The sequence below is a fragment of the Nocardia sp. NPDC005746 genome (assembly GCF_040630785.1).
In the GTDB taxonomy this organism is placed as follows: domain Bacteria; phylum Actinomycetota; class Actinomycetes; order Mycobacteriales; family Mycobacteriaceae; genus Nocardia.
The window spans coordinates 26,115-48,442 of sequence record NZ_JBEXYE010000032.1; the positions used below are offsets into that span (position 1 = coordinate 26,115).

The following is a 22,328-nucleotide window of genomic DNA, read 5'->3' on the forward strand; positions in this document are numbered from 1 at the left end:
CGAATACGCCCTGTGCGCCGGGCGTCGGCGGTGATTCCCGCTGCTAGCGGGAAGATTCGGCGGCGTCGCGGCCGGACTGCCAGCCGGTCAGCCACAGTCGCGCCAGGGCAGCCCCGCGAGGATTCACCTCGGAAGGATCACGCTGCTCGACGACGATGTCCCGCACGGTCATTCCCGCGCGGGCGGCGGTGGCGTACGGGTTGGCGGTGGTCGGTTCGCCGCGCCCGTAGGCAGCGCGCCCGGCGGCGAGTGCGTCGCGGTAGTCCTGGCTGCTCACTGCAGGAAGTCCCTTCGGCGAGACTGCATCCGGGCCAACTCGGTCGGGTCGAGTAGCTGGGCCTTGAGCTCGGCCGCGGTCATGCGGCCGTTCTGATCCCACCATCCGCGCAGTTCCTCGGAGGCGTATTTGCGGGCCCGGTCTTCGGGCATGGACCACAGCTTGCGCGGGTCCACACCTGCGCGTTCGCCCGCCTTCGACAGCATGTATCCGTTGGTGGCTTCCTCGGCGTTCAGCCAGGCGTGGTGTGCCTCGTCGCGGTGCCAGGCGCGAACCTGCTCGTCGAGCCCCTTACCTTCGTAGCCGAGTCCCGCCAAGTGCGAGCGGGCGTTGCGGCGGCGCTGCTCGGGAACAGCGACGCCGTAGGCCTTCTCGATGGCTTCCTCGTCGTCGACGCCGGCGCGGGTCAGCTGCTCGTATTTGTCGTCCTGCGCTTTCGCTTTCGCGTCACGCTTGGCGGCGCGGCGGTCGCGCTCGACCTTGGCGCGTTGGTCGCGCTTGTCGATCTCGGCGGCCAGGCGGTCGAACTCTTCGTCGATCTCTCCGGCCTCGGCCTTCGCGTTCAGCGTGGCAGTGAGATCCTCGGTCGTCCGGCCGGCGAACGGGGAAGACTTGCGGGCCTTCTTTTTCGGCTCGGGCGCCTTTGGCTCGGTGGGCGCGGTCTCCGGTTCGATGGGCGCGGGCGGCTCGGCCGCGGGCTTGGCTGCCTTCTTCGCCGCCTTCTTCGCGGGAGCCTTAGCGGGTTCGGCGGGCGGCTCGGCCACAGGGGTCGGTGCAGGTTCCGGTTTCGGCGCAGCAGATTTTGGCGCGGCCGCGGTGCGCGGTTTGGCGCCCTCGAGCAGGTAGCCGTTTTTGCGCAGCAGCTCGAGGGCTTCCTCGCGGGTCTCGGCGATCTCGTAGATCGCCTCGGGCATGAGCCGCGGCGTGGTCCGCGGATTGCGGCCGCGGGCCCGCATCGTGCGGCCGGCCACTCCTCGGCGCGTAGTGCCTTCGCTGGTGGTCAGCAGTTGGCGGCCGTAGACCTCGGTGCGCTGGGCGCGGCCGCCGATGATGGTGAGGCCGCGGCGGGCGTTCACGATCTGCGACATGTCGGCGCCGTCGCGGATCGCCTGCGCGCCAGCCTTGCCGAACACCTTCGCCTGCTCGGCCTCGGTCAGCGACTCGAAGTACTTCACGGGGTCGGTGCGGATGTCGTCGGCGTGGTCTTCCCTGGACGGGATGTGTCGGCAGTTGCAGTTCGGATGGCGCTGGAAGCCTGACGACCAGTGGTAGTACCGGCCCGCCAGGACCACGCAGCGCGAGCACGAGGGCGGCGTCAGCATCCGCACGTACCCGACGCCGAGCCGGGACACGATGCCGATGCCGGTGGCGGCGCGGCCCGCGTCGGCGAATTCGTTGCTGATCACGCGCCGCACCTCGAGCCCGGCCTCTTGCCAGGCTCGGTAGGCGGGCATCCCTTCGGCCATGCGGGCGCGGGCGCCGATGACCGACTGTGCGAGCAGCCCGTCGATGGTGCGGCCGTCTGCGGTCACGCCGACCAGGCGGGCGGGGTTCGGGGTGCCGGTTTGCGGGGCGCGGATGCCCTGCTCGTCCAGGGCGTCCGCGACGTATTGGTTTGCGCCGGCGACCGCGGCCGCCTGGCCGGCGGTCACGATCTTCGTGAGGCGGTCGACGTGGCGGGCGAACCAGGCGTCGAAATCGCGCGGCGGGGTCCGGGCCCACTGCTGGGCGATCTCCTCGATCGCCGCGACCGACAGCTTGCGCTGTGCGTCGTCGAACTCAGTTGCCGAGGCCAGCATCGACGCCGGAATTCGCCAGGGTATCGGCGGCGCGCTTGGCGTCTAGCTCTCGCTGGATCCGGGTGACCTCGGGGTCGATGCCCTCGTCCTCGAAGTAGCCGCGCTCGCGGGCCTTGCGTTCCTCGTCCCAGCCCATCTCGTCCCAGGAACCCTCGCGGGACAGAACGGGGTTGCCGCCGTTGAGTTTCTGGATCGCGTCGGCTTCCTCGGCGCGGGTGGGCGTCGCGGGGTCGCGCCACTGGACAGAGATCGGATCCCCGGCGGCGGGCCATTCGCCGGTGCGGAATCGCTCGTAGAGGGCCATCACCCAGGAAAGTCCCACGCCCATCTGGGTATTGAAGTCCTCGACATTCGACACGATGCGCGACTCGTCAGCCCTGATCGCGCCCTCGGCCGCGGGGTTGGCGGTGTTCTCGCCGAAGTACCGGAACGGCAGCCCGGTCACGGAACTGGCCAGCCCGGCGTACAGCTTCACGGTTTCGTGGAAGTTCCGCAGGTCCGTCGCCGAGAACTGCCCCAGGGCAGCATCCTTCGGCGACTTCTGGGTCGCCCAGATCGACTGGTAGTAGGACTGCCACACGGGCAGCGGCTTGCCGTCCTTGTCGACGAAGTCGCCTTTGCTCATGCCGAGCGCCCACCGCGGCGGTACAGCATGGGTCTCGACACCCACGCCCATGTTGGTCAGGGTCCGCGCGCACGCGTCGGTGATCCCCATGACGTCGGACATCTCGGATGCGCCATGCCATTGGCCGAGCCGCTGCCGGTTCAGGAACATCACCATGGGCACGCGGCCGAGTTTGTGCTCGTCGCGCCCATCGTCGCTGCCGACACTGTCGACCACCCAGCCGCCACGGCCCGCGACGACCTGAATGGTCTTGTCGGGCAACAGCAAGGTTCCAACCCGTTCGCCGTTGTCCTCGCGGAACTGGCGGAATCCGGCGGCCAGGCGTCGACGGCGCCGGTCGACGAGCACCGAGATCTGTCGAGCCGACTCGACGCTGACCAGCGGGCGGGCGGTGTCTTCGTCGTTCGTGCCCACCACTGCGAAAGCCCGGCCGAAGATGCGGGCTTCCTCGATGAGCAGCGACACCTGAGCGGCCAGGTTGTTCGTCGTGAACGCTTCCTGCATCTCCGGGTCACGCATGTTGCGGCCTGGCCGGAAGATGGCCTTGATCTTCGATCGGCGCTTCAGCTCACGCACGTACATGCCTGGCCAGTTGGCGACGAGCTCGAAAATGCGGAGCTCCTCGGGCACGGCCAGGCCGATGTGCTTGAGACGCTGCGAGCCCTCGAAATAGGCGTCGAGCAGCTTGTCATGACGCGCGTCCTTGTGGTGCTTGGCATTGAGCTTGCCGAGCATGTCGCGTTCGTCGTCGGTGAGCTGCGTCCGAAGCTCGACCATTCGCGCTCACCTCCTTCAGCTGAAACAGAACATGCGGCCGTCGGTGGCTTCCCATCCGCCTTCGCGCGCGTCGGCCGCGGCCTCGTGCGCCAGGATGGAAGTGATCGCGGCGTCAATCTTTTGGTGGTCGGCGGGCTTGCCGAGCACGTACTTGTTGCCCGGCTTCGCCACCTTGCGCGCGTTGCCGATGTGGGTTGCTGCGATCGGGCAGCCGTCCTGGCGGATCCGGCCGGTCTGCAGGTCGATCTCGTATCGGCGAATCGCCTCGTACATGGGCGAATTCCGGTTCGTCGCCCACTCGATGACGTGCTCGTCGCCGTATCGCAGGGCCCAATCACCTATCTCGCTGCGCCAGTCCTGCGGGTCGCAGTACATCCGCTCGACCGCCCACATGGTGAACACCTCGTCGACCGCGGCGTGCACTTCCCCACGGGGGATGCGGCCGCCCCATTCCTCGGGCGCCCAGATCGTTGGCCGGCGGTCCGGACCGTACCGCGGCGTGAACTGCAGACCGTCGCGGGTTTCGCAGCGCAGTGCAGTCCAGTCGTTGTTCTCGCTGCCGTCGAACCCTGCGCAGACCGCGGTCCCGGATGGCGGGTTAGGTAGCCATATCTGCTGCATAGCGGCTCTCCCAGAGGCCTTGCGGTAGCCAGGTTCCCGCGCGGGCGACCAGGCGGTTGCCGAAGAACCGTTCGGCCTGGGCGGGATCGGTCTCGCCGAGCTCGACCGCTTCGGCCTCGATCGAATCCAGGTTCACCCAGGGGCTACCGGCGTAAACGTGGCGCAGGATCTTGCGCCGCTCGCGCTTGTTGCCCCACGACAGCCCGGTCGGTGGCATCCGGAAGAACTTCCAAATGTCGGGCGCCTTGGACTCCCAGGTACGTTGCGCGGTCGAGTTCTCGGCCGGATCCCACGCGTTCGTGGTCTCGATCGTCCGACCGCCCATACCGGCCGCGCCGCGGCGCTGGTGCTCGGCGATGGCGACCATCTTGTTCCGCTTGGTGTACAGGCCGGTCTCGTCCTGCAGCGCCCAGCTGATCGGATTGCCGACTCGACCGTTGGCGCTCGAGGTGACGGCGTCGATGCGGTCGAAGTCCTCGCCGCCCGCGTCGCCCAGGATGCGAATGAACGTGTCGCGCACGGCCATCAGGTCCGACAGCGGCCCGAGCTTGATCATCGCGGTCAGCGGACGGTACACGTTGCCGACCTGGTCCTCGTTGGTGGCGGTCAGCTGCAGCACCGGCGACGGGTGCCGCATGGCCATCGGCTCACCGGGCAGATATTCGTACTCCCAGCCGCAGCCGCAACCATGCTCGCTGCATGCCCACCCGTCTCCGGCTTCTGCCCAGCCGAGGAACTGCGACGGTCCCACGGCCTCGAGGCACGCCATCGACGCCGCCCACGGGCCCTTGCCGGTCTTCTGCGGGGCAACGATCTGGACGCGCCGGTAGACGAACGCCTGATTGAACAGCGGCTGTTCAGGCGCCGGCCACGCGACACCCTCACGGACGCGCCCGTAGTTGGCCGCGCACCAGAATTGCCAATCCGACCAGGCGAATTCGGCGCCGCGCCGGTAACCGTCGGGAATCCTGCAATGCTGGCGTACCCAGGCATCACCGATGTCGCCGAGCGTCGGCCAGTCGACGCGCCAGCCTTCAGGCGCCGCCACCGGGCATTGCCCGCAAGCGGCGGGTAGGCGCCGAAGGTGTTGCAGCCGGGGGTTTCTCCACGGCCGCAGCGCGAGCGTGGCTGACCTCGTCGACGGCGATGCACCAGCCGTTCTCCTTGAGTCCGGCCGGCGTCAGCCCGATCTGGTCGCCGAGCTGGCGCATCGCCGTGGCGTCGGCGGCGGTCGCGTCGGCGAGCTCGGCGCGCACCTTCCAGCGCACGTACATGGCAACGGTTTCCCACCGCCACGGCTCGCGGGCCCAGGCGACCGCCTGCGGGTATGTCCAGATCAGGCGCCAGAGCGCTTTCTCGCGGACCTTCGGCCGCGGCAGCGGGAACTCGGGCACGTCACCCGAGTAGCCCTCGCTGGGCAGCGCAGTCAGTTGCAGGCCGCGCCGGTCCGACCGCGCCGAGCGCGGATCCGGTTGCGGGCCTGAGCGGTTGCGTGCACCTCCACGCATTGCGCACCTCCTCCGCAGCATCGCGCTACGGCAAGCAGGACAACGGCCGACATCATCGCGATGCCGGCCGGATGGGGCGCTGGTGAACCGAGAGGGCTTAGCTGCTGGTCACATTCGAGACGACCAGGACGTTGCCGAGAGGGTCGACTCGCAGGTGACAGGCCACCGTCGACCGCAGCGTCGCGCCGAGGCCGTTCTTGGATTCAACCCAGCTGGAAATCTTGTGGGTGTACTCGCCGGGCGCAGTGAGCGGCTCGACTTCCATGGGGCCGAATGTCGCACTGCTGGGCGAGGTGAGTCGGGCGGTCGCGCTCTGCTGGCAGGCGGCGACCATCTTGTCGTCGCGGCTCTCGGCGGACGCTGAACGTCCGACGAGCAGCCAGGCCGCGAGACCGGCGACCACGACAACGACGGCGGCCGCGGCGACGATCACCCGCGGCTGCTTCAACGCTGATGCACCCAATGCAACCCCCTCGGTCAGGCAATTCCGAGGACGCTACCGGGTCGAGCGGCCGGGGGTAACCCCATCGCCCGAACAGGCCGAGCCGCAGGGTAACTGACCGATTGCGACCGACGGGGTCGAGCTCCGGGTCGGCTGATCGGCAGCCGCCCGCCGCCCCCTCCCCCGGCCGGTCCGGGCTTTTGAACCCTCCAAACCCCCGAGCGCCCTCCCCGTAGGTGGCGCTCCGGGCCCCCATGGGGGGTACCCCCCTGGGGTATCGGAGAATTAACGGTACGCGCGTTCTATTCGAGCAGATCGTCAGCAAACACTTGACAGGAACTAGCGAATACGCTTGCGGGAGTTGCAACTTCGGCACAGCACATCGAGCGGCCCATCGGGGCGGCCGCCCGCGGCGATCGCGTGCCGGTGGTCTGCTGTGAGGTCTGTGGATAAGTGCCCAGGCCGTCGCCAGCCGGGACACCAATCGCCATGTCGCTCACGATGAAGACGCACCACGGCCGCACGCCGTTGTCGCTCGCCCCAGTCGCGCGTCGCCTTGGTCGGCGTGGTCTGCCGCCGGTGTCGCTCCTGGTCACGCTGGTGCCGTGCACACCGCGGGAGGACCTGCAGCTCAGGGCAACCCACGACTGCGCAGACACGCAGCCGGGTACGAGTCACAGTCTGGGCACCCCTTCACATCAGGAATGGCAGCACATACAAAGAGTCCCTGATTACCGCGACGAAGTCAGGCGACCCGGGGGTCGAATATTCTGCCTGCGAAATTGGTTCCTGGCAGGATCACAGCGTGATCGCTTGGCTCGCAGCAGACCCTGTTCAAACGGGTGGTGTGTCGTGGAAGGACTTCTTATCGCTCGGTGCACCGGTAGCAACCATCACGGCCGCACTGATCGCTGGTGCGTTCTTGCTCCGGAACACTAAGAAGACTCCCTACGATCGACTTGATTTGCTGGTCAAGGTCCGGAGTACCTGGCCCGACGAAGTCGATGGAATCGATACGGTCGATCGGTCGATCGGTCGTGCGCTGGCTGAGATTCGTACCGCCGAAGGCGCTGCGTCGCAGCCATCCGAGTCAGCGGACGAACAAGCAGCTGACAGACAACTCGCTCGCGAACTACGTAGCGAGACGATCTTGAGCTTCGTTGGCACTGTTCTCGCAGTCGTTGCTGCCGTCGGTAACTATCTGTATGACCGAAGCGCTACCGGTCTAGGAATTTCTGCCATTGCCATCGGGCTCGGCACGGGGCTTTTCATCAGAGCTCTGGGCAACATCCGCTTCCTGTACCGAAGTACGCGACGCCTTAACGACGATGCCGAGATTGCGATGAGGGCAGAACGGGCGCGCGCCCGCACTGAACCAACACGCATCACGTACGACTACTGATCCGCCAGTCGAGGACGTTGCCCGGACATCCACCCCGAGTCCGGGTTAGCGCCGGCCGCAGGTGGTCACGTGATCCGTCGCCGCGCTGCTTGTTGCACACGCCATGTAGCAGGCGGTCGGCCTGTGTACCGCCGTGAGCTCGGGCATGCGAGGGTCGGCGGCCAGGCTCTCGCCGTCGCGGTTGCGGGCGGCGTCGCGGTACATCGGTTCGCCGCACCACCAGCAGCGCGCGCCGTCGCGGTGCCGACCGAGGGCAGTGCGCTGTTGCTCGTGCTTCCAGCCGAGGCCACGTTGCGTTGTAGTTCGGCGAACCATCCTCACCCCCTGAATGCTCGGCATGAGCCACGAACCGGGCAGAACCTGCATACCGTAGGCGGGTGAAAACCTTTGGTGACGTATTGGAGTTGCTCGGCTCGCTGATCACCGCGGGCGGATTGGTCTACGCCTGGCACAGGCTGACCGGACGGTTCACACAGTGGCGCAGCGCCATTGCGAAGGTTGGCTCCGAGATCAGAGCGCGACTCAGTGGCCCCCAAACCCACACGATCGAGGGAGCCACCTTCGGCGGGTTCGCAACGCTCACAGCGACAGCGGAAAAGTCATACCCAATCGACGTGACATTGCCGCTCGAGCGCCAGGTCGCCAGGTTGGTGGAGATTTCGCAAGCACAGCAAGTGGAAATCAATGCGCTAGAGCGGCACATTCATAGTGTTCGCGAGAACCCCGCGGTCACGATGGAGGATGTTGAAATAGCTGTGGCAGAAGCGATTTCAAAACTCGAGTCCATCCAGACTGGATCCGCTGTTCGCGACCTGGGTTGGGCTCTCCTCGGCATCGGACTTACGGTTGTTGGGATCTCCGTCGGGATTGTGGCCTAGCGGGGGCCGTACATCAGCGTGGCGAGGGTGGTCGGCCACCAGGCGAACGGCAGGACGAGGATCGGATAGTGGAGTTCCACGTCATCCCCTCGGCGGCCAGTTCCAGCACCCGGCGGCGGGCTCGTCGTTTTCGGCGTGCGGCACTTCGGATTTGAAGCTGATCCCGTTGTCGTAGAACACGGCCAAGCTCACGAGGTAGCCCTCAGCCTTGGTCACGATGGCCGCTTGCGGCGCGGGCACGTGCTCGCCGCCGGGCGTGCCGTAACTCTGATAATGAACGACGCGCCCGACGGTCGGGCTCATCGGGAGATGACGCGGATCAGTGCGCCGCCGATCTGGGCGACGATGTCGACAACGGCGCGGCTGACGACCGACCAGTCGACCTGTTGGGCAGCGGCGGACATGGTGGACCACATGTGATGCTCCTGTGGGGTTGTGGCGTTTTTGGGTTAAGCGGGCCGGTCGTCGGGTACGGCGATGCCACCCCAATCGACAATTTCGTATCCCGCGCCGAACTGGGGCAGCTCCCAGACGAGCAGGCCCTTGATCGTCCGGCCGCCCCAGAACGAGCGGCCGACACCGCGGAAGAACCGGCGCTGTCCCGTAGCGCTGATGCCGGTGACCTCGTAGTTGGTGGCGTAGTACGGGACGTTGTCGAACTTGATTTCGACCTGGGTGTATTCGACGCCGCTGACGACGTGCGGGATGTTGAGGTCAAACAGATACGAGCTGTAGTTCGCTGCCGCGGTCTTCAAGCGCGCGTAGCGGAACGGCTCAGCCATCCATGTCACCAGTAGCGATTCGTCCTTCTTCAATGCGATCTCGCGTACGACAGTCACGCGACCTTCCTTTCTCTTGGTGGGGGAAGCGCGTATTGCGAACCTTGTGCTCGCGCCATCGTTGGGCGCTGGACTACAAGGTGCGGCGATGGTCCCGAACCTCGACCGGCCGGAGCCCCGAGTGGTCAGGGTTGTCTGCGTCATCCGCGGCAGGCTCACAGGGGAGACTCGGGATGTTGCCGCGATCGTGACCGCGGGAATTCGTAGTGTTGGTTGCACCCTGGACTCACGCCCGATGCCCGGATGGTGCTCGATGGCCGGTGCAGGGTGCGGGAATGGCGAAGGCCACGCACGGGCTGCCCGTGGTGGCCTTGAGGATTCAGTGCCCGGAGTGGACGTGCTGCGCGGACAATTCACGCGCTACGCGCTCAGCGTAGCACCTGGGGTGTCCGTAACAAGATCACCCGAGTTCGACACGCCAGCGGAAGGTTTCAGCAACCAGCATGATCAGCAAAGATCATCAACGTCGAGAATCTCGGTTCGGCGGTAGCGGGCATAGGTGAGTTCATCTGTGGAGATCGGCTCAGCAACAATCTCACCGCCGAGTACGGCCGCGCGAACCTCGGGAGAGGCGTCAGCAGGTGGCTGGCACAACCCAGCCAGAGCGCTCGCGAAGGCATCCCAGAGAAAATACCTCTCAGCTGGGTCGTTGATCGTCCGGATTCGATCGGCGATCTCCTTGGGCTTGCGCACAACGCCGGCGTCGGGGAACAGCCAACTGTCAAGTTGCGGCGGAAGATCGGGTTCGTCACCATCCGCGTAGACAGGCATCACGCCTGGCTCTACAACTACGAGGAGCTTCAGCTCATACGGTGGATCACCCCAGCCACCGATGGACTCGATCCGGAGCTCGAGAACGTCACGCATAACCTCGGCAAAGGCCGAGTTCTGCTTCCCAACACCGGTGCGAATGAACTTCTCCAAGTTGCTCAGCCAAGGCGTGACCTCATCGGGGAAGGCGAAGCGTCCGAATTTGCGAGCGACCGCGGCGCTGAACTTGCGGATGGCCATGTCGGTGGCGACACCTCTCTTCGGCGAGAGTGGTGCGATCACCGACTTGTGAACCGTCGCAATCACTTCCAGGTCCGCAAACCAGTCGGTTCCGAACTCTGGCAAGTGCGCGTAGCGGGGACGTCGCCCGCTTCGTGCAAGGCTCGCATCGCTCTCGCGAAGGGGAACGAGTTTCGCTACCTGCACATATGCTCTGGTCTCCTGGACGATGTCGCATGTTTGGCTGATCAGCGCAACGCCATCCGACACGTTGATCGGATCCCACCCGCTAGCCGTGAGGACGCAAACTTCGGTGAGGCCATCGAGGACATCACCTTGCTGGAACCCCCTGAGCAGCGGAACCTTGGTGTCTACCCCAGCTCCTGCGTCGGTCACCGCTTGTAGTGCCCCTCCTCGATCAGAGGATACGGATCTGATCGAATTCCCGTGTCGAGCAACATCTGCGTAATTCTACTGTCGCGCAACGTCTCCGTGTTGAGCACCGAGGTAGAAATCCGGCGACTCCATCGCTCCCGATACGTCCCCCGGGCCGCTGCGGTGGCGGCTCCGAAACCTGTCCACCAGGCTCAGCCCGTCCGCATCGGCGGCCAGCAAAGCACTGCGCCGCTCCTCTGGCGTGTCAGCACCAAGCTGTTGGACCACCGCGATCAACTCGTGGAGGGTCTCAACGTTGCTGGCGTTCATCCGGCTGCCGCTTGCCCACATGTGGACGGCACGACGTGACACTCCAAACACGCGCCCCAGTTGATCCCAGGTCAGCCCGGAGGACTCATGGAGCCATCGAACAGCGTCCTTCGTACTCATCGCGGCTGCACCCTGCGTTCGCAGGGCCTCCACCTTGCCGATGTCCTGGGACGCGTGAGTTACGCCGGTCGGCGCCGCTGGTGCCTGCATAACTCGACGGTTCGAGGTTCGATCGCCTACATACCCGCACCACGCCTGCGGTTCACGTACGGGAGATGCCTGGGTCGTACCTCCGCCACCAGTGAAGATGCCTGCCACCACCAGCAAGGACACACCGAATTTGGGTAGCTTAGACGCGCCGCTCCGCCCAGGGGGCTGGTTCCCAGTCCACTCTTCTTCTGGAATCGACCTCTGCCAGAGTTCTTGATCAACCGCGTGCATCTTCGCTTCCTCCAAATACTTCGAGGAATTGCTCGGTGACCGTCCATCGGAAGTATCGATACGCACGGCCAGCCAGATGGCTGATATTTTCAGCAAGTTCACCGGGCTGAAGCTGCGACAAGCTGTCTTCATAGTTCATGAAGGCATCCATATCCAGCACCCAACTCGGCGTGTCCACCGTCGGAACGGTCGGGTCAAATGCGGCACCGGCAGGCAATAGTCCCCATCGCGCATGAAACCCTTCTCGACCGCCTAAAGTATATGCCGCCTCGCTAATAGAATGCCGCCGCTCGACGGGGGCTATTGACGCCGCGGCTTCGCCCAGCATTTCAGGTCGCACCAGCTCAGGCAGCTGATCTATCGCAACACCACCGGAAATTCGGTTGGTGTATCGGATTCCAACACGTTCGTGGCGAACCGATTCGATTACGTTCGCAAAAACCTCCCAGGAATCCAGGAGTCGCTTCACAAAATCGGATCGACTGGTGTACTTCAATGCCGTGAGAGAGAAGAAATCACTGCCGAAGTTGATCATCCAATTACGATCCCGACTCTGGAGTTGCCAGATCGGAGCAGCCTGCGGCACCGGCTGAATTCCATCGGGTCCGATCTGAAACCCAGTCTCCATCCTATGGTCGAAGATCGGATACTCATGACCTACACGCCCGATGAACTCTCTCGCTGCGGCATCACCAACCCACAGCTGAGACACTTTCGCAAAACGCACTTGAGCGAGGACCTGAGCCAGGGGTGGACGGGCAAGCGGCACCTCGTCCAGCGGTTCCGAACCGAATGGGCTTCCCAACACAACTCCCGCCATACTTCACACTGTACTTCACACACCTGCAGACCTGCGCACTATGCCCAACGTCGGACTGTCCTTGTCGTTCAGAAACTCAACGACCTCCTTGAGTAGCCTGTCCGCAGGTCTTCCGCCAGCAGGATTTGGCATGCCGATCCCGGATCGGCACTCGCAGGTGCGAGTCAAGTACCTCCCCGACCGCGAACAACATCGGCCAATCCGGTCGCCACGGCCCCGGGACGGGATCGATTTCGCCCGCCTCCTTCAGTACGTGCACGCGGCGCCGGGTGAGGTTGCGGTACTCCTCGCCGAGCTCCTGAGCGAGCGTGGCGATTCCGGACGCGCTGAGCGCCATCGCCCGGGCGCGAGTCAGCTTGGCGTCATCGACCACGATGGCGACCGCTGGCGGGCACACGATCCGCTCCGCCTGGTCTGCGATCGCGCGCAACTCGCGGTAGCACTCCCCCGCACCCTCCGTGATGGCCAGTGAGTAGACGTGTCGGGCAAGCCATCTGGCGAGGCTACCCGTATCGGCCAAGCCCTCGTAGACAACCGCGCGCTGCTCACACACCAACCGCACCCAGCCGACGAGCTCGTTCCGGAGCTCGTCTGCGACGGCCGCCGCGCCGAGGTGGACCGGCAGCGGCTGCTCGGACGGCCGGTGCTGCTGCCGCCGCCGAATAACCTCGCCGAGACGGGCCTGCTTGGTTCTGGTGTCGCCGAGGTCAACAGCGAGCTGGGGCAGATCAGCCAAGAGCCGCCGCAGCAGCTTCAGTTCGTGGTCGGGAATGAACGCCTCGGTCACTTCGCCTCCCAGGTGATTTCGAGCCACAGCACGCCGCCTTGGCCGCGCTCTGCGGGGTGAATGATCGGTTCCGGCTTGGCCATGTGCGCCTTCGTCCCGGCCGCGAGGGCGTCGTACGCCGGTTTCGCAGTGGCCGTGAGGTTGTCGGTGTCCCGCCGGCGCCGGTCGCGCGGTCGGTAGTGCAGCTGCACGGTGACGTGGTCGAGGCCGCGCGGCAGCTGGGCGGCCTGCGCGAGGCGGTGTACCGTACCGCGGACCTCGGCCACCCTGCGGGCGTGCGCGTATCGCGCGCCCGGCGTCCGCCCGCGGTCGTTCATGCTGAGCGGCGGTGCCGTCCAGGGCAGTTCGAGAATGGCGTGACCGGTCATCGTTCGGCCCTCCTGGTGGTGATGGCGTCGATCAGCGAGATAGCCCCGCCGACGATGCTTTTCAGCGTCGGGGCGACGAGCTGGGCGGGGGCCTCGGGCGCGGTGCCTGTGCTGCGGCATCCGCACGTGGGATCGGTCGCGCCGACTGTGAGCGTGGCGCAGCAGGGTGCGGCGGCCATTCGCGATCCGCGGGCGTGCGCGTCGTCGAAGTCCGCGAACCAGGGGCGGCGGTCAGCGCTCATCTGGCCACTCCCCTACGGCCTCGGCCACGGTGTCGAGCACGCTGGGCGCACGGTCGGCCGCCTCCGGGCAGTCGCAGGCATCCAACTCCGGCACGCCGATCTTGGTGCGGTTGCCACACTCCCAGGTGTGCCGCTGACGGCTGGACCGCGCGAACGCCGCGCGCGCTTCGGCGATCAGGTCTCGGTCAGGCATTGCTCATCTCCTCCAGGAGCTCCAGCAGGTCAACGGGGTTCGGGCTTCGGCGCTGGCGTCAAGGCGTCATCGACGAGCAGGCTCACGGCCAGCGCGGTGAGGGCGATGGGGTCGCTCGTGTCCACGGGATAGGCCCGGTCCCAGGCGTGCGCGTGTTCACGAATCGACGCCGGCATGGACTCGGCCCACTGCTGTAGTCGGCGGTAGGTGACCTTTGCCTCGGCCAGTAGCGCGCCATCTCGCCACTGCTTCGGTTCGCCGTTGTCCCACCAGGCGACCGGGTGCCATTCGTGCCACGTGCCAATGACCGTGGTTGTGGTGCAGCGGAAATGGAACTCCCCGCCGCCTCCGGACCGCGTGCCGCAGTCGTAGGTCTCGGCCGCCCGCTTAGGCGTCGCCAGGAACTCTGCCGCGAGGCCCCGCAGCTTCAGCAGCAACGCCCTTTCGTTCGTCGTGAACGCCGAGCGGGTGATCCGCTGCGCCTCAGGCTGATCTTGGCGCACCGCTTCCGGCCACCTGGATGCCCACGGGAACGATCGGCCGAATGCCGCGATGCTGGCGAGCGAAACCTGTTCGGGTGAGAGTGTGTTCACAATCCACCCCCGAACGCTCCGGCGTGAGCCATCGCATTGAGCCGCTCGAGGCACGGAATTTTCTGCGCAGTCCCGCGCCCGGTCACGCACGCGCCGTTCGGCTCGGCGTGGCAGCGCGGGCACTCGCGGTCGATCGCGCCGTGCACGTCGTAGGCCGCCCAGACCGGCGCGCCCTCGGCGCCGATCGGCAGCCCGGAGTAGCCGCGAGGAAGCGCGGCCGCAGCGGTCACTTCGGAGCGCACCTCGGCGGCCTTCTCCCGCTCGGCGCGCTGGCGCCGGGATTCGCGGGCGTGGTGCAGCAGGTCGCCGACACCGATGGTGCGGCCGGCGGTCTCGCCCTCGTAGAAGCGAGTGACGCCCTCGAGCAGGTCCGAAACGTCGAGCCGCCAACGTTCGACGCTCTCGGCCCAGGCGGCGATCCGGGCGGCGTCGGCGTCGCCGAGTTTGTCGTCGAAGATGCGGGCCCGGGACCAGGCCGCCGCAGCGGCGCGCATGGCGTTCTGGCTGGCGGAAATCTCAACGGCCATTCGTCATCCCCTCATTGATCAGCTGCTCGGCAACGGCCATCGCGTCCACAGCCTTCGCGCTGGGCTTGCCGCGGCCACGCTGCTTGCCGCCGCTGTTGGCCTTGTGGACGAAGGACGGAATCTGCGAAGTCGCCGTGATGGGCGACTCGGACCAGGCAACGAGCCCGCGGACGATCTGGTCGGAATCGATGCCCGATTCGAGGCAGTCGTCGATGCGCTGGGCGATCTCGGTGAGCACCTTGCCGGGAACGGCTGCGCCCGAGTGCTCTTCGTACTTTCGGGCGATGGCGTGCGCGGCTGCCGAGTGGGCGGTCTCGTTCCATCGCTCGGCGATGGCCCTTCCCTTCGTGGGTCGCAGCGCCACCAAGGTGCCGCCGGGCTGGGGGGTAAGGGGGGAAGTAGTTACGTCAGTAACTACCTGGTCGGGTCGGGTCGGGTCGGGGGTAGAAGACTCACGCGTGTTGTCACGCGTGACATCCGACGTGACAGACCCGTTCGAATCAGGCGGCACGGCAGTCTTTTTGGCCTCCCGCGTAGCCCTCGAGCGCTGCTGCCTCTCCCGGGCGGCCGCCCTCCGGTCCTTCACCGTCGCACTGGTTTCCTGGTACTCGGCCCAATCGTGAAATACGTAGCCACCTGCTGTTTCGGTCCACAGCCCAACGGCCACCAGCTCCTCGGCGGCCGCTTTGTCGCCCACCATGCGCAGTACGGGCGTGCCGATCACGCCGTCGGTGAGGTGCTGGCAGGCGTACGCGCCCGCCCGCACCCACAGCGCGACAGCCGAATCCGACAGCCCGACCGTTTTCGGGTGCGACCAGAAGCCGTCATCGACCTTGAACCACGTCACCTCGCGGCACCTCCCGCGAACGCGTCCAGTGAGTCACGCGTGACAGCACGCATGACAGCACCGGAATCGGAAGCCAGGGGCATCACGCACCGCCCGCCAGGCCGAGCGCGGCCTTGATGTGCTTCCGGATCGCCTGGCGCTCCTCGTCGTTCAGCGGTACGGCCGCGGTGACGTACGCCGAGATCAACATCTGCAGCTTCTGCTGTTCGACCAACGCGGCCAGCTGGTCGCCCGCGTACAGCAGGGCATGCGCGGCGGCCTCACTGGTGTAGGCGATCGCGTCCGAGTAGGGGGTACTCGCGGCGTTCTCCAGAGCGTTCAGCGCTGCGGCGCGGTGATCGGTGCTCATTCCGCACCGCCGTCCGTGGCGCGCGCGTCGGCCAGCTCGGCGGCGAGGGTCTCGGCCTCGTCGTAGGTGAGGTCCTTCACGGTCGTGATTTCGCGGCCGAGGATCCGGGAGGCCAAGTCCAGCTGCTGCGCCTCCTCGGCCACGCCGAGAGTGGCCAGGTGCCCGCCGATGACTTCGGACTGCGCCTTGGTCATCCGCCGCGTAGTCCGAGCGCGCTGCTTCTCGGCGGCATCATCTGTGGGCGGCTGCTCGGCGGGCTGCTCGGGTTCCGGCGTCGCCTCGGCGGCCTCGGCCGGGCGGTCACCGGCCCATTCAACGACGGCTACGGGCTGTGCTGGTGCGGCGTCCTCGCCGAGCACTTCGGCGGCCGAGACGCGTTCAGAGGCGACCCGCACCGGGGCTGGCGCGGGCTCGGACTCCAGATCCTCGGTGGTGCGGGAGATTCCGAGCAGCACGTCCGGGGCCAGGCGGCGGCAGACCTCGGCGGCGGCCTTGGCGTACAGCATGTTCGCCGAGTCCGTCAGGTACTTCATGTTTCCGGCGAGCTTGCCGTTGGTGTTGACCGCGTAATCGCCGGTCTTCGGGTCGATCTGCGGCACGTACCCGGCCTGGATGGCGCGGTCGATGGTCCAAGTGCAGGTCTCGACGTCCCCGCCGGGCGCGGTGCCGGTCACGGTCGCCACGGTGGCGGTCGCCTCGACGGTCTGGAAGCGGTAGCCGCGGCGCTTCAACAGCGCCACCATGGTGCGGGCGTAGATGGCCGGGGTGCCGTGCACGGTGAAGATCTGCTGCAGCGACTGGATCGGGTTCAGCCCGATTTCCGCGCCGTACAGGATCGCCACGGCCGCATCGGCGGGCTTGCCGCGGTACACGGTGCCGACAAGCGGTGTGCGGCACAACTTGTCCGCGAGGTTGTACGCGGTGTCGATCACGTCCAGGTAGATGCTGACCGCGCCCAGCGGGTCACCGAACCCGGAGCCGAGCGCGGGAACGAACTGGTCTTCGGTGGTGGCGATTTCGGCGCTCACGGGCGGTACTCCTGGTTCTTGTAAGCCCAACGGGGCAGGTCGATTTGATGGATCACGGGCGCGTGGCCGGGCCATTCATCGGCCGCGGTGCACTTCGCGAAGATGTCGAGCGCCCGGCGCTTGGACTCGCGGCCGAGATCGGTCGCGCGAGGCGGGAGTTCGTTCACGCTGACCAGGTACGGCGGCCGCTTGGACACGACCACCCACAGCCATGCCGACAGCGGCAGGCCAGCCAGCTCGAAAACGTCCTCGTAGAAGGGCTGCTGGATGTGGTAGCCCCAGCGGGCCACGGCCTTCTCGAACTCGTCCGGGTCGGATGACTCATCGGTCTTCAGGTCCACGGCCACGCGCCCGCCGGCGGCCTCGCGTAGCCAGTCGGTGCGGGCCCGCATCATCACCCTGGTCTGCGGGTCACGGGCGTACGCGCTCAGTTCCGGTGCCCCACTGGTGAACAGCGGCCCGGCCACGGGGTGCTCACGCACGGCCGCGGCCATCGCCCGCACCTGGTCGACCTGCGGAGGCAGCAAAGGCACCTCACCGCGAGCGCGGATGGCCTTGCGCCGCTCCTGGTCCGCGGGCTTCTTCCAGTTCAGAGCGTCCACTTGCACGTACCGCGCACCCTTGCGAAGAACCTCGGTGTGCACCGCGGTCCCCAGCTCCATCGACTCGGTGGGGACGCGGGTCTCGGGGTGGTCCTGCTCCCACTTCCATTCCGCCGGGGTGATTTCCAGCAGGCGGCGGGCCTGGCTGCTGGAGATCGAGCCCCGGTCGGCGTGGTAGATCGACTCGGGGACACCGGAATAGACGCCGGGCTCGGTCGGGGCGGTCACGCGGCTTGCCCGCGGGCCACGGCTTCCAGCTGCGCACGGGCGCGGGCGAGTCGCCGCGTTACGTTGCTGCTGGTGCTGTCGCCCATGTCGACACCGGCAATCACGCCGTGCCGGATATCGGACTTGAGCGCCTGGGCGGCGCACTGCGCCCGGACCGGACACGCCCCGCAGATGGCGACGGCGTCCGCGGCGAGTTCACGCCGTGCGTCGTTGTCGATCCGGCCGACGGGGAAGAACAGCCCTTCACGGCCCTTGCATGCCGCGTCGTCCTGAAGGTTCGGCATCATCGCGCACCGCCCTCGTCCGCGATGGCGCGGTCCCAGGCGGCGCCGTCGTCCTCGGGGTTGTCCTCGCCGTCGTCCTCGGCGACCGCGCGTGCCAGCAACTCGCGCTCCCAATCGGTCAGCGCCGCACCTCCGGTGGCCGTGTTCCATCGCTCGGCTTCCGCGAGGGATTCGGCCTCGCTGACGCACCCGGTGCACCCGTCCGAATAGCCACAGTCCTCGCGGGCATGGTCGCGGCCGGGCTCGCTGGGCTCGCACGGATCCGCTTCATAGACGCTGATCAGGTCGGCCTGCGGTGCTGGCTGCATGAGGGCACAGTCGAGTTCGGTCATGCCGGATTCGGTGCCGGTGGGCGGGGCCTTCCGCTCGCTGGTCATGACGGCGAGCGCATTCCCGAACTGGGCGTAGAACTCCTGCGCGTCCTCGAACGACAGGTGCAGCATCCCGCCGAAGTTGAACACGGCAACGATGCACTCGCGGTCGGTGCTCACGCGGACGTCGAAGCCTCGTTCGATGCTCATGCTGACGGAGATGTGAGACCGGCTCATCGCGCACCACCCTTCGGCGCGCAGCCGTGCTGCGCTTCCCAGGACGACGTGGAGGTCCAGCCGTCCACCGGCGGCAGGTTCTGCAACCACGCGTTCCAAGGCAGCTCGGCGTCCACTGCGGCCGGGTCCATGGTCAGCACACCGTTCCGCACGAACGGCGTCGCCATGGTGATCGGCTGGGTGTCGTCATCGCCGAACTGCGGCGCGCTCGGCCGGGCGATCCGCGCGGCGTGGTGCGCGACGATGGACTGCACCAACGCGCGGGCGCGCCCGCTGCGCTGGCTCAGGGTGTGTTTCCCCATTAGGATTGCTCCTTGATCTCTGGATTGCGCCCCGTGAGCTGGTACCTCGCGGGGCGCGTGCTTTTTCAGGGGTTGATGGACAGGACGCCCGGCGCGGGGATAGCTACGCCAGCGCCGGGCATACTGATCTCCGGCGCGAACACCGGAGACGTAGGGGCCGTGAACGTGCAGTTCAGGCAACGGCAACCGACGGCGTGCATGTACATGTGCGATCCGCGCTCGGCCGCCAATTCGTATGGCTCCCACCAGCTCACGACGCCGCTCCGGTCGTCGTGGCAGCACCGGCGTCCAAGTACGCATTGACGTCGTCCCAGCAGTAGAGGACGCGGCGTCCTAGCTTCCGAAAGGCCGGACCTTCCCCGCGGTACCGCAAGTTGGCGAGGGCACCGACGGTTGTGCGAAGCGCATTGGCGACTTCGAGAGGCGTTGCCATGGCGGGAGCTACTGGGCTCATGACGAGACCGCCAGCGCTCCACGGCCCGTCAACCGATTCGACTTGCCTTGGGTCGTAGTCGGCGACACTCCGGGCACAAAAAGCGTTCCCGGGAGCACCCGGAGGGCCTCCTCAATGAGACTGCCGACCTGCTTCGTGCATGTGCGACGCTGCCCAGACACGAGCAGGTGGATGAACTGGCGACTACATCCGACGTATCGCGCGAGGCGCGCTTGCGAGAAGTCGGCATTCGCCATGTAGCGCGCGAGTAGGTCGGGATCGCGGACCTGCATCCAGACTCCCTTCGATTTCCTGCGCCGACGAAGTGCGGCATTCAAGATCTTTGCCCCCTATGACCTAGTTGTCAACGTCTACGACACATATTGTGTCGTAGACGTTGACAAAATGTCAACCGCGCCAAAGGGGGAATAGGTGCAGGACCGGGGGTTGAGACGCCTAGAATCGTCCATAGTCAGTTGACAAGATTCCCCCAACGGGCGACATGGCCGTGGTTGACAAGCCATCCCGCTCCGCCTGGACCGCGAAACCGCCATCGGAGAGGCTCGACCCCGTGCATCACTTCCGGAGTTTCATCCAGGAGCAACTGGACATCCGCGGCTGGCGACAGGCCGACCTTGTCCGTTCCTCCGGGCTCTCACGATCGTTGGTTTCGAAGCTTCTGCGCGACGAGCGGCCATTCCTTGGCCAGATGCCCGATCAAGAAACCATCGAGGGACTCGCCCGCGGCTTTGGGGTCAGCGAAGAGGTCGTCAGGACGGCAGCCGCCCGAGCCCTGAGTGGCTACACCGACGATGGGCAGCCCCTCCAGATCAACCTGACCGAGGTGCCCACCGACGCCCTGTTGAACGAGATCAGCCGACGACTCCACCGCGCCGAGTCCCCAACGACCGGTTCCGGCATGTGGACACCCGCGCTTGCGCCGGTTCCAAAGTTGACAGGTAACGACGATTCGATGCCACCGTGGGACGAAAGCCGCCAGCTGGCCGCCTACAACCCTGCCGACGGAGATCCCGACAAGGATCGCGACGACGACTGGAACAACATCCCCTAGCCAGGTTGGCACGATTGGTCACACGGACACCCTGCGTGAACCCCTAGCAACCACACTCGAACACATGTTCTAATTCTCGGCTATGGGGAGATCATTACCTGAACGAAATGGTCGGTGGAATCCCTGGCGGCACCTGAGTCGCCACCATCCACACATCCGCGTGTCGTGCAGCGCGGACCTACCAGGTACGCAGCGCGCGTCGTGGACAGCCGATGGGGTCTACCTCGATCGAGCTCTCGATCAGACGGCCCGGCGATGCGCCCTCGCGCACGAGATCATTCATATTGAGCGAGGCCCGGTACCCGACCATCCCCACCTAGCCGCAGTCGAGGAGCGAATAGTCAGCGCCCTCGCCGCGAGACTCCTCATCTCGTTCGCCAGCCTCGCCGACGCAATCATGTGGGCTTCCCCAACTTCCGAGGCCGAGCTAGCCGACGAACTATGGGTCGACGTACCCACTCTCCGAATTAGGCTTCGCAGCCTGACATTCCATGAGCGTGCCACGCTGAAACAGGCGGTCCACGACCGCCACCCGTGGCATTGCGATCCGTAAGGGAGATCCCATGGCGACAGTCGAGCCGTACGAGACGAGCAAGGGCAGACGCTACATGGTCCGGTATCGAAAACCGGACGGCAAGCCGACCAAGAAGCGAGGCTTCCGGCGCAAGCTCGATGCCGAGAAGTTCATGGCCACCATCGAAGTGCAGAAGATGACCGGCGAGTACATCGCTCCATCGATGGGCCGGATCACCGTCGCCGAGATGGGCGAGAAGTGGCTACCGCGACAGGTGCACACGAAGGATTCATGGTCTGAGCGAGTCGAGTCGATCTGGCGCGTGCACGTCAAACCGTATTGGGGCACAAGGCAAGTCGCGTCGATCGTCCGGCCCGAGATTCGGGACTGGATTGCGGGAATCGACCGTGCCCCGTCAACGATCGAAGACATTCACGGCGTGCTGCTGGCCGTCCTTGACGAAGCGGTGGACGAGCGGCGGATCGCGGCGAACCCCGCCGCGGGCGTTCCTCTCCCCCGCCGAGTGCCGGTCGATCATGTCTATCTCACGCACGACCAAGTGGCCGCCCTCGCGAATGAGTGCAGCAAAGGAGCCGAGATCGTCATGCTGCTCGCGTACTCCGGAATGCGATGGGGCGAGATGGCCGCGCTGCGCCCGCGGGATGTCGATCTCGACCGCCGGCGTATTCGGGTCGCGCGGTCTGCGTCGAAGGTCAACTCACGCAGCGTGATCGGCACGCCGAAGACCTGGGAACAGCGGACCATCGCGGTGCCCGCCGAGGTGGCCGAACTTTTACGCCCCGCGGTCGAGACCCAGAAGAACCCCGCCGAACTCATTTGGTCACGCGAGGACGGAACGCCGATTCGCCCACCGACTACGACGAACTGGTTCACAAAGGCCGTCGGCCGATGCATCGCGGCGTCGGTGCCGCGGGACGATGACGGCGAAGAGGTTGGCCCAGCGACCTTTCCGCGCGTGACCGCACACCAGCTCCGCCACACCGCGGCGTCCCTCATGATCGCCAGCGGTGCGCACGTGAAGACCATTCAACGTCAGCTCGGGCACAAGTCGGCAACCATGACGCTCGACAACTACGGGCACCTGTTCGACGACGACCTCGACGACGTCGCCGGGCGCATGGGCACGGGTTTTCGAGCTGCCGCTGAGCGGCGTGCCCAAAATGTGCCCACGGCAACGCATTTGCGGGTGGTCGGCGAATGAAAAAGCCCCCTGACCTGTACTCCAGATCAGAGGGCCTTGGTGGAGCTGCCGGGAATCGAACCCGG

At 66.3% G+C, this 22,328-nt stretch carries 29 protein-coding genes; 4 read left to right on the top strand and 25 right to left on the bottom strand.

Annotated elements, in window-relative coordinates; translation table 11 throughout:
• Positions 1 to 43 precede the first annotated feature (43 nt).
• The 7 genes from ABZ412_RS34235 to ABZ412_RS34265 form a co-directional block, all read right to left on the bottom strand.
• Positions 44 to 277 (bottom strand): hypothetical protein, encoded by a 234-nt coding sequence (locus ABZ412_RS34235; RefSeq protein ID WP_357288958.1) that lies wholly within the window; start codon positions 275 to 277, stop codon positions 44 to 46.
• Complete coding sequence (locus ABZ412_RS34240; protein WP_357288961.1) at positions 274 to 2,076, bottom strand: hypothetical protein; 1,803 nt, start codon at positions 2,074 to 2,076, stop codon at positions 274 to 276. The genes ABZ412_RS34235 and ABZ412_RS34240 overlap by 4 nt, the downstream gene beginning before the upstream one ends.
• Positions 2,057 to 3,478, bottom strand: coding sequence for a phage portal protein (locus tag ABZ412_RS34245; protein WP_357288964.1), 1,422 nt, complete (start codon positions 3,476 to 3,478; stop codon positions 2,057 to 2,059). The genes ABZ412_RS34240 and ABZ412_RS34245 overlap by 20 nt, the downstream gene beginning before the upstream one ends.
• 15 nt (positions 3,479 to 3,493) lie before the next feature.
• Positions 3,494 to 4,099 (bottom strand): terminase TerL endonuclease subunit, encoded by a 606-nt coding sequence (locus ABZ412_RS34250; protein ID WP_357288966.1) that lies wholly within the window; start codon positions 4,097 to 4,099, stop codon positions 3,494 to 3,496.
• Positions 4,077 to 5,147 (bottom strand): terminase, encoded by a 1,071-nt coding sequence (locus tag ABZ412_RS34255; protein ID WP_357288969.1) that lies wholly within the window; start codon positions 5,145 to 5,147, stop codon positions 4,077 to 4,079. Before ABZ412_RS34255 ends, ABZ412_RS34250 begins: the two co-directional genes overlap by 23 nt.
• Positions 5,134 to 5,607 carry a hypothetical protein gene (locus ABZ412_RS34260; protein ID WP_357288972.1) on the bottom strand — a complete coding sequence of 158 codons (474 nt, stop codon included), beginning with the start codon at positions 5,605 to 5,607 and terminating at the stop codon, positions 5,134 to 5,136. Before ABZ412_RS34260 ends, ABZ412_RS34255 begins: the two co-directional genes overlap by 14 nt.
• 97 nt (positions 5,608 to 5,704) lie before the next feature.
• The gene (locus tag ABZ412_RS34265; RefSeq protein ID WP_357288975.1) at positions 5,705 to 6,070 is read right to left on the bottom strand and encodes a hypothetical protein; all 366 of its coding nucleotides are present in this window, start codon (positions 6,068 to 6,070) and stop codon (positions 5,705 to 5,707) included.
• Positions 6,071 to 6,854: 784 nt separating this feature from the next.
• Between ABZ412_RS34265 and ABZ412_RS34270 the strand changes: the two genes are divergently transcribed.
• Positions 6,855 to 7,451 (top strand): hypothetical protein, encoded by a 597-nt coding sequence (locus tag ABZ412_RS34270; protein WP_357288976.1) that lies wholly within the window; start codon positions 6,855 to 6,857, stop codon positions 7,449 to 7,451.
• Positions 7,452 to 7,828: 377 nt separating this feature from the next.
• Entirely contained in the window at positions 7,829 to 8,329 is a 501-nt protein-coding gene (locus ABZ412_RS34275) for a hypothetical protein (RefSeq protein WP_357288977.1), read from the top strand.
• Between the two features lie 81 nt (positions 8,330 to 8,410).
• Here ABZ412_RS34275 and ABZ412_RS34280 read toward each other — a convergent pair whose 3' ends face one another.
• The 18 genes from ABZ412_RS34280 to ABZ412_RS34365 form a co-directional block, all read right to left on the bottom strand.
• Positions 8,411 to 8,632 carry a hypothetical protein gene (locus ABZ412_RS34280; RefSeq protein WP_357288979.1) on the bottom strand — a complete coding sequence of 74 codons (222 nt, stop codon included), beginning with the start codon at positions 8,630 to 8,632 and terminating at the stop codon, positions 8,411 to 8,413.
• A gap of 146 nt (positions 8,633 to 8,778) precedes the next feature.
• Positions 8,779 to 9,168 (bottom strand): hypothetical protein, encoded by a 390-nt coding sequence (locus ABZ412_RS34285; RefSeq protein WP_357288982.1) that lies wholly within the window; start codon positions 9,166 to 9,168, stop codon positions 8,779 to 8,781.
• 447 nt (positions 9,169 to 9,615) lie between these two features.
• Positions 9,616 to 10,554 carry a hypothetical protein gene (locus tag ABZ412_RS34290; RefSeq protein ID WP_357288984.1) on the bottom strand — a complete coding sequence of 313 codons (939 nt, stop codon included), beginning with the start codon at positions 10,552 to 10,554 and terminating at the stop codon, positions 9,616 to 9,618.
• Between the two features lie 75 nt (positions 10,555 to 10,629).
• Positions 10,630 to 10,983: a hypothetical protein gene (locus tag ABZ412_RS34295; protein WP_357288987.1), complete on the bottom strand. Its 354-nt coding sequence runs from the start codon at positions 10,981 to 10,983 to the stop codon at positions 10,630 to 10,632.
• A 307-nt stretch (positions 10,984 to 11,290) separates the two neighbouring features.
• Positions 11,291 to 12,124, bottom strand: a complete 834-nt coding sequence (locus ABZ412_RS34300; RefSeq protein WP_357288990.1) for a TIGR04255 family protein — start codon at positions 12,122 to 12,124, stop codon at positions 11,291 to 11,293.
• A gap of 76 nt (positions 12,125 to 12,200) precedes the next feature.
• Positions 12,201 to 12,911 (bottom strand): hypothetical protein, encoded by a 711-nt coding sequence (locus ABZ412_RS34305; RefSeq protein ID WP_357288993.1) that lies wholly within the window; start codon positions 12,909 to 12,911, stop codon positions 12,201 to 12,203.
• Positions 12,908 to 13,279, bottom strand: coding sequence for a hypothetical protein (locus tag ABZ412_RS34310; RefSeq protein ID WP_357288996.1), 372 nt, complete (start codon positions 13,277 to 13,279; stop codon positions 12,908 to 12,910). Before ABZ412_RS34310 ends, ABZ412_RS34305 begins: the two co-directional genes overlap by 4 nt.
• Positions 13,276 to 13,521: a hypothetical protein gene (locus ABZ412_RS34315; RefSeq protein WP_357288999.1), complete on the bottom strand. Its 246-nt coding sequence runs from the start codon at positions 13,519 to 13,521 to the stop codon at positions 13,276 to 13,278. Before ABZ412_RS34315 ends, ABZ412_RS34310 begins: the two co-directional genes overlap by 4 nt.
• Positions 13,511 to 13,714: a hypothetical protein gene (locus ABZ412_RS34320; RefSeq protein ID WP_357289002.1), complete on the bottom strand. Its 204-nt coding sequence runs from the start codon at positions 13,712 to 13,714 to the stop codon at positions 13,511 to 13,513. Before ABZ412_RS34320 ends, ABZ412_RS34315 begins: the two co-directional genes overlap by 11 nt.
• Positions 13,715 to 13,743: 29 nt before the next feature.
• Positions 13,744 to 14,307, bottom strand: a complete 564-nt coding sequence (locus tag ABZ412_RS34325) for a hypothetical protein (protein ID WP_357289004.1) — start codon at positions 14,305 to 14,307, stop codon at positions 13,744 to 13,746.
• Positions 14,304 to 14,834: a hypothetical protein gene (locus ABZ412_RS34330; RefSeq protein WP_357289007.1), complete on the bottom strand. Its 531-nt coding sequence runs from the start codon at positions 14,832 to 14,834 to the stop codon at positions 14,304 to 14,306. The genes ABZ412_RS34325 and ABZ412_RS34330 overlap by 4 nt, the downstream gene beginning before the upstream one ends.
• Positions 14,824 to 15,681 (bottom strand): hypothetical protein, encoded by an 858-nt coding sequence (locus tag ABZ412_RS34335; protein WP_357289010.1) that lies wholly within the window; start codon positions 15,679 to 15,681, stop codon positions 14,824 to 14,826. The genes ABZ412_RS34330 and ABZ412_RS34335 overlap by 11 nt, the downstream gene beginning before the upstream one ends.
• A gap of 82 nt (positions 15,682 to 15,763) precedes the next feature.
• Positions 15,764 to 16,030, bottom strand: coding sequence for a hypothetical protein (locus ABZ412_RS34340; protein WP_357289012.1), 267 nt, complete (start codon positions 16,028 to 16,030; stop codon positions 15,764 to 15,766).
• Positions 16,027 to 17,058: a hypothetical protein gene (locus tag ABZ412_RS34345; protein ID WP_357289014.1), complete on the bottom strand. Its 1,032-nt coding sequence runs from the start codon at positions 17,056 to 17,058 to the stop codon at positions 16,027 to 16,029. Before ABZ412_RS34345 ends, ABZ412_RS34340 begins: the two co-directional genes overlap by 4 nt.
• On the bottom strand, positions 17,055 to 17,888 hold the full coding sequence (locus ABZ412_RS34350; protein WP_357289016.1) for a PD-(D/E)XK nuclease-like domain-containing protein: 834 nt from the start codon (positions 17,886 to 17,888) through the stop codon (positions 17,055 to 17,057). The genes ABZ412_RS34345 and ABZ412_RS34350 overlap by 4 nt, the downstream gene beginning before the upstream one ends.
• Positions 17,885 to 18,172, bottom strand: a complete 288-nt coding sequence (locus tag ABZ412_RS34355; protein ID WP_357289019.1) for a WhiB family transcriptional regulator — start codon at positions 18,170 to 18,172, stop codon at positions 17,885 to 17,887. Before ABZ412_RS34355 ends, ABZ412_RS34350 begins: the two co-directional genes overlap by 4 nt.
• On the bottom strand, positions 18,172 to 18,693 hold the full coding sequence (locus ABZ412_RS34360; RefSeq protein ID WP_357289022.1) for a hypothetical protein: 522 nt from the start codon (positions 18,691 to 18,693) through the stop codon (positions 18,172 to 18,174). The genes ABZ412_RS34355 and ABZ412_RS34360 overlap by 1 nt, the downstream gene beginning before the upstream one ends.
• A 23-nt stretch (positions 18,694 to 18,716) precedes the next feature.
• Positions 18,717 to 19,022: a hypothetical protein gene (locus tag ABZ412_RS34365; RefSeq protein ID WP_357289026.1), complete on the bottom strand. Its 306-nt coding sequence runs from the start codon at positions 19,020 to 19,022 to the stop codon at positions 18,717 to 18,719.
• A 935-nt stretch (positions 19,023 to 19,957) separates the two neighbouring features.
• Here ABZ412_RS34365 and ABZ412_RS34370 point away from each other — a divergent pair.
• Complete coding sequence (locus ABZ412_RS34370) at positions 19,958 to 20,527, top strand: helix-turn-helix transcriptional regulator (protein ID WP_357289029.1); 570 nt, start codon at positions 19,958 to 19,960, stop codon at positions 20,525 to 20,527.
• Between the two features lie 563 nt (positions 20,528 to 21,090).
• Positions 21,091 to 22,263 carry a site-specific integrase gene (locus ABZ412_RS34375; RefSeq protein ID WP_357289032.1) on the top strand — a complete coding sequence of 391 codons (1,173 nt, stop codon included), beginning with the start codon at positions 21,091 to 21,093 and terminating at the stop codon, positions 22,261 to 22,263.
• Positions 22,264 to 22,328 lie beyond the last annotated feature (65 nt).

Excerpts from the sequence above, each read along its gene's own strand:
- ABZ412_RS34240 (WP_357288961.1), bottom strand. The coding sequence starts at position 2,076 with ATGCTGGCCTCGGCAACTGAGTTCGACGACGCACAGCGCAAGCTGTCG.
- ABZ412_RS34245 (WP_357288964.1), bottom strand. The coding sequence starts at position 3,478 with ATGGTCGAGCTTCGGACGCAGCTCACCGACGACGAACGCGACATGCTC.
- ABZ412_RS34250 (WP_357288966.1), bottom strand. The coding sequence starts at position 4,099 with ATGCAGCAGATATGGCTACCTAACCCGCCATCCGGGACCGCGGTCTGC.
- ABZ412_RS34260 (WP_357288972.1), bottom strand. The coding sequence starts at position 5,607 with ATGCGTGGAGGTGCACGCAACCGCTCAGGCCCGCAACCGGATCCGCGC.
- ABZ412_RS34280 (WP_357288979.1), bottom strand. The coding sequence starts at position 8,632 with ATGAGCCCGACCGTCGGGCGCGTCGTTCATTATCAGAGTTACGGCACG.
- ABZ412_RS34295 (WP_357288987.1), bottom strand. The coding sequence starts at position 10,983 with ATGAGTACGAAGGACGCTGTTCGATGGCTCCATGAGTCCTCCGGGCTG.
- ABZ412_RS34300 (WP_357288990.1), bottom strand. The coding sequence starts at position 12,124 with ATGGCGGGAGTTGTGTTGGGAAGCCCATTCGGTTCGGAACCGCTGGAC.
- ABZ412_RS34310 (WP_357288996.1), bottom strand. The coding sequence starts at position 13,279 with ATGACCGGTCACGCCATTCTCGAACTGCCCTGGACGGCACCGCCGCTC.
- ABZ412_RS34315 (WP_357288999.1), bottom strand. The coding sequence starts at position 13,521 with ATGAGCGCTGACCGCCGCCCCTGGTTCGCGGACTTCGACGACGCGCAC.
- ABZ412_RS34320 (WP_357289002.1), bottom strand. The coding sequence starts at position 13,714 with ATGCCTGACCGAGACCTGATCGCCGAAGCGCGCGCGGCGTTCGCGCGG.
- ABZ412_RS34330 (WP_357289007.1), bottom strand. The coding sequence starts at position 14,834 with ATGGCCGTTGAGATTTCCGCCAGCCAGAACGCCATGCGCGCCGCTGCG.
- ABZ412_RS34340 (WP_357289012.1), bottom strand. The coding sequence starts at position 16,030 with ATGAGCACCGATCACCGCGCCGCAGCGCTGAACGCTCTGGAGAACGCC.
- ABZ412_RS34355 (WP_357289019.1), bottom strand. The coding sequence starts at position 18,172 with ATGCCGAACCTTCAGGACGACGCGGCATGCAAGGGCCGTGAAGGGCTG.
- ABZ412_RS34360 (WP_357289022.1), bottom strand. The coding sequence starts at position 18,693 with ATGAGCATCGAACGAGGCTTCGACGTCCGCGTGAGCACCGACCGCGAG.
- ABZ412_RS34365 (WP_357289026.1), bottom strand. The coding sequence starts at position 19,022 with ATGGGGAAACACACCCTGAGCCAGCGCAGCGGGCGCGCCCGCGCGTTG.
- ABZ412_RS34370 (WP_357289029.1), top strand. The coding sequence starts at position 19,958 with ATGGCCGTGGTTGACAAGCCATCCCGCTCCGCCTGGACCGCGAAACCG.
- ABZ412_RS34375 (WP_357289032.1), top strand. The coding sequence starts at position 21,091 with ATGGCGACAGTCGAGCCGTACGAGACGAGCAAGGGCAGACGCTACATG.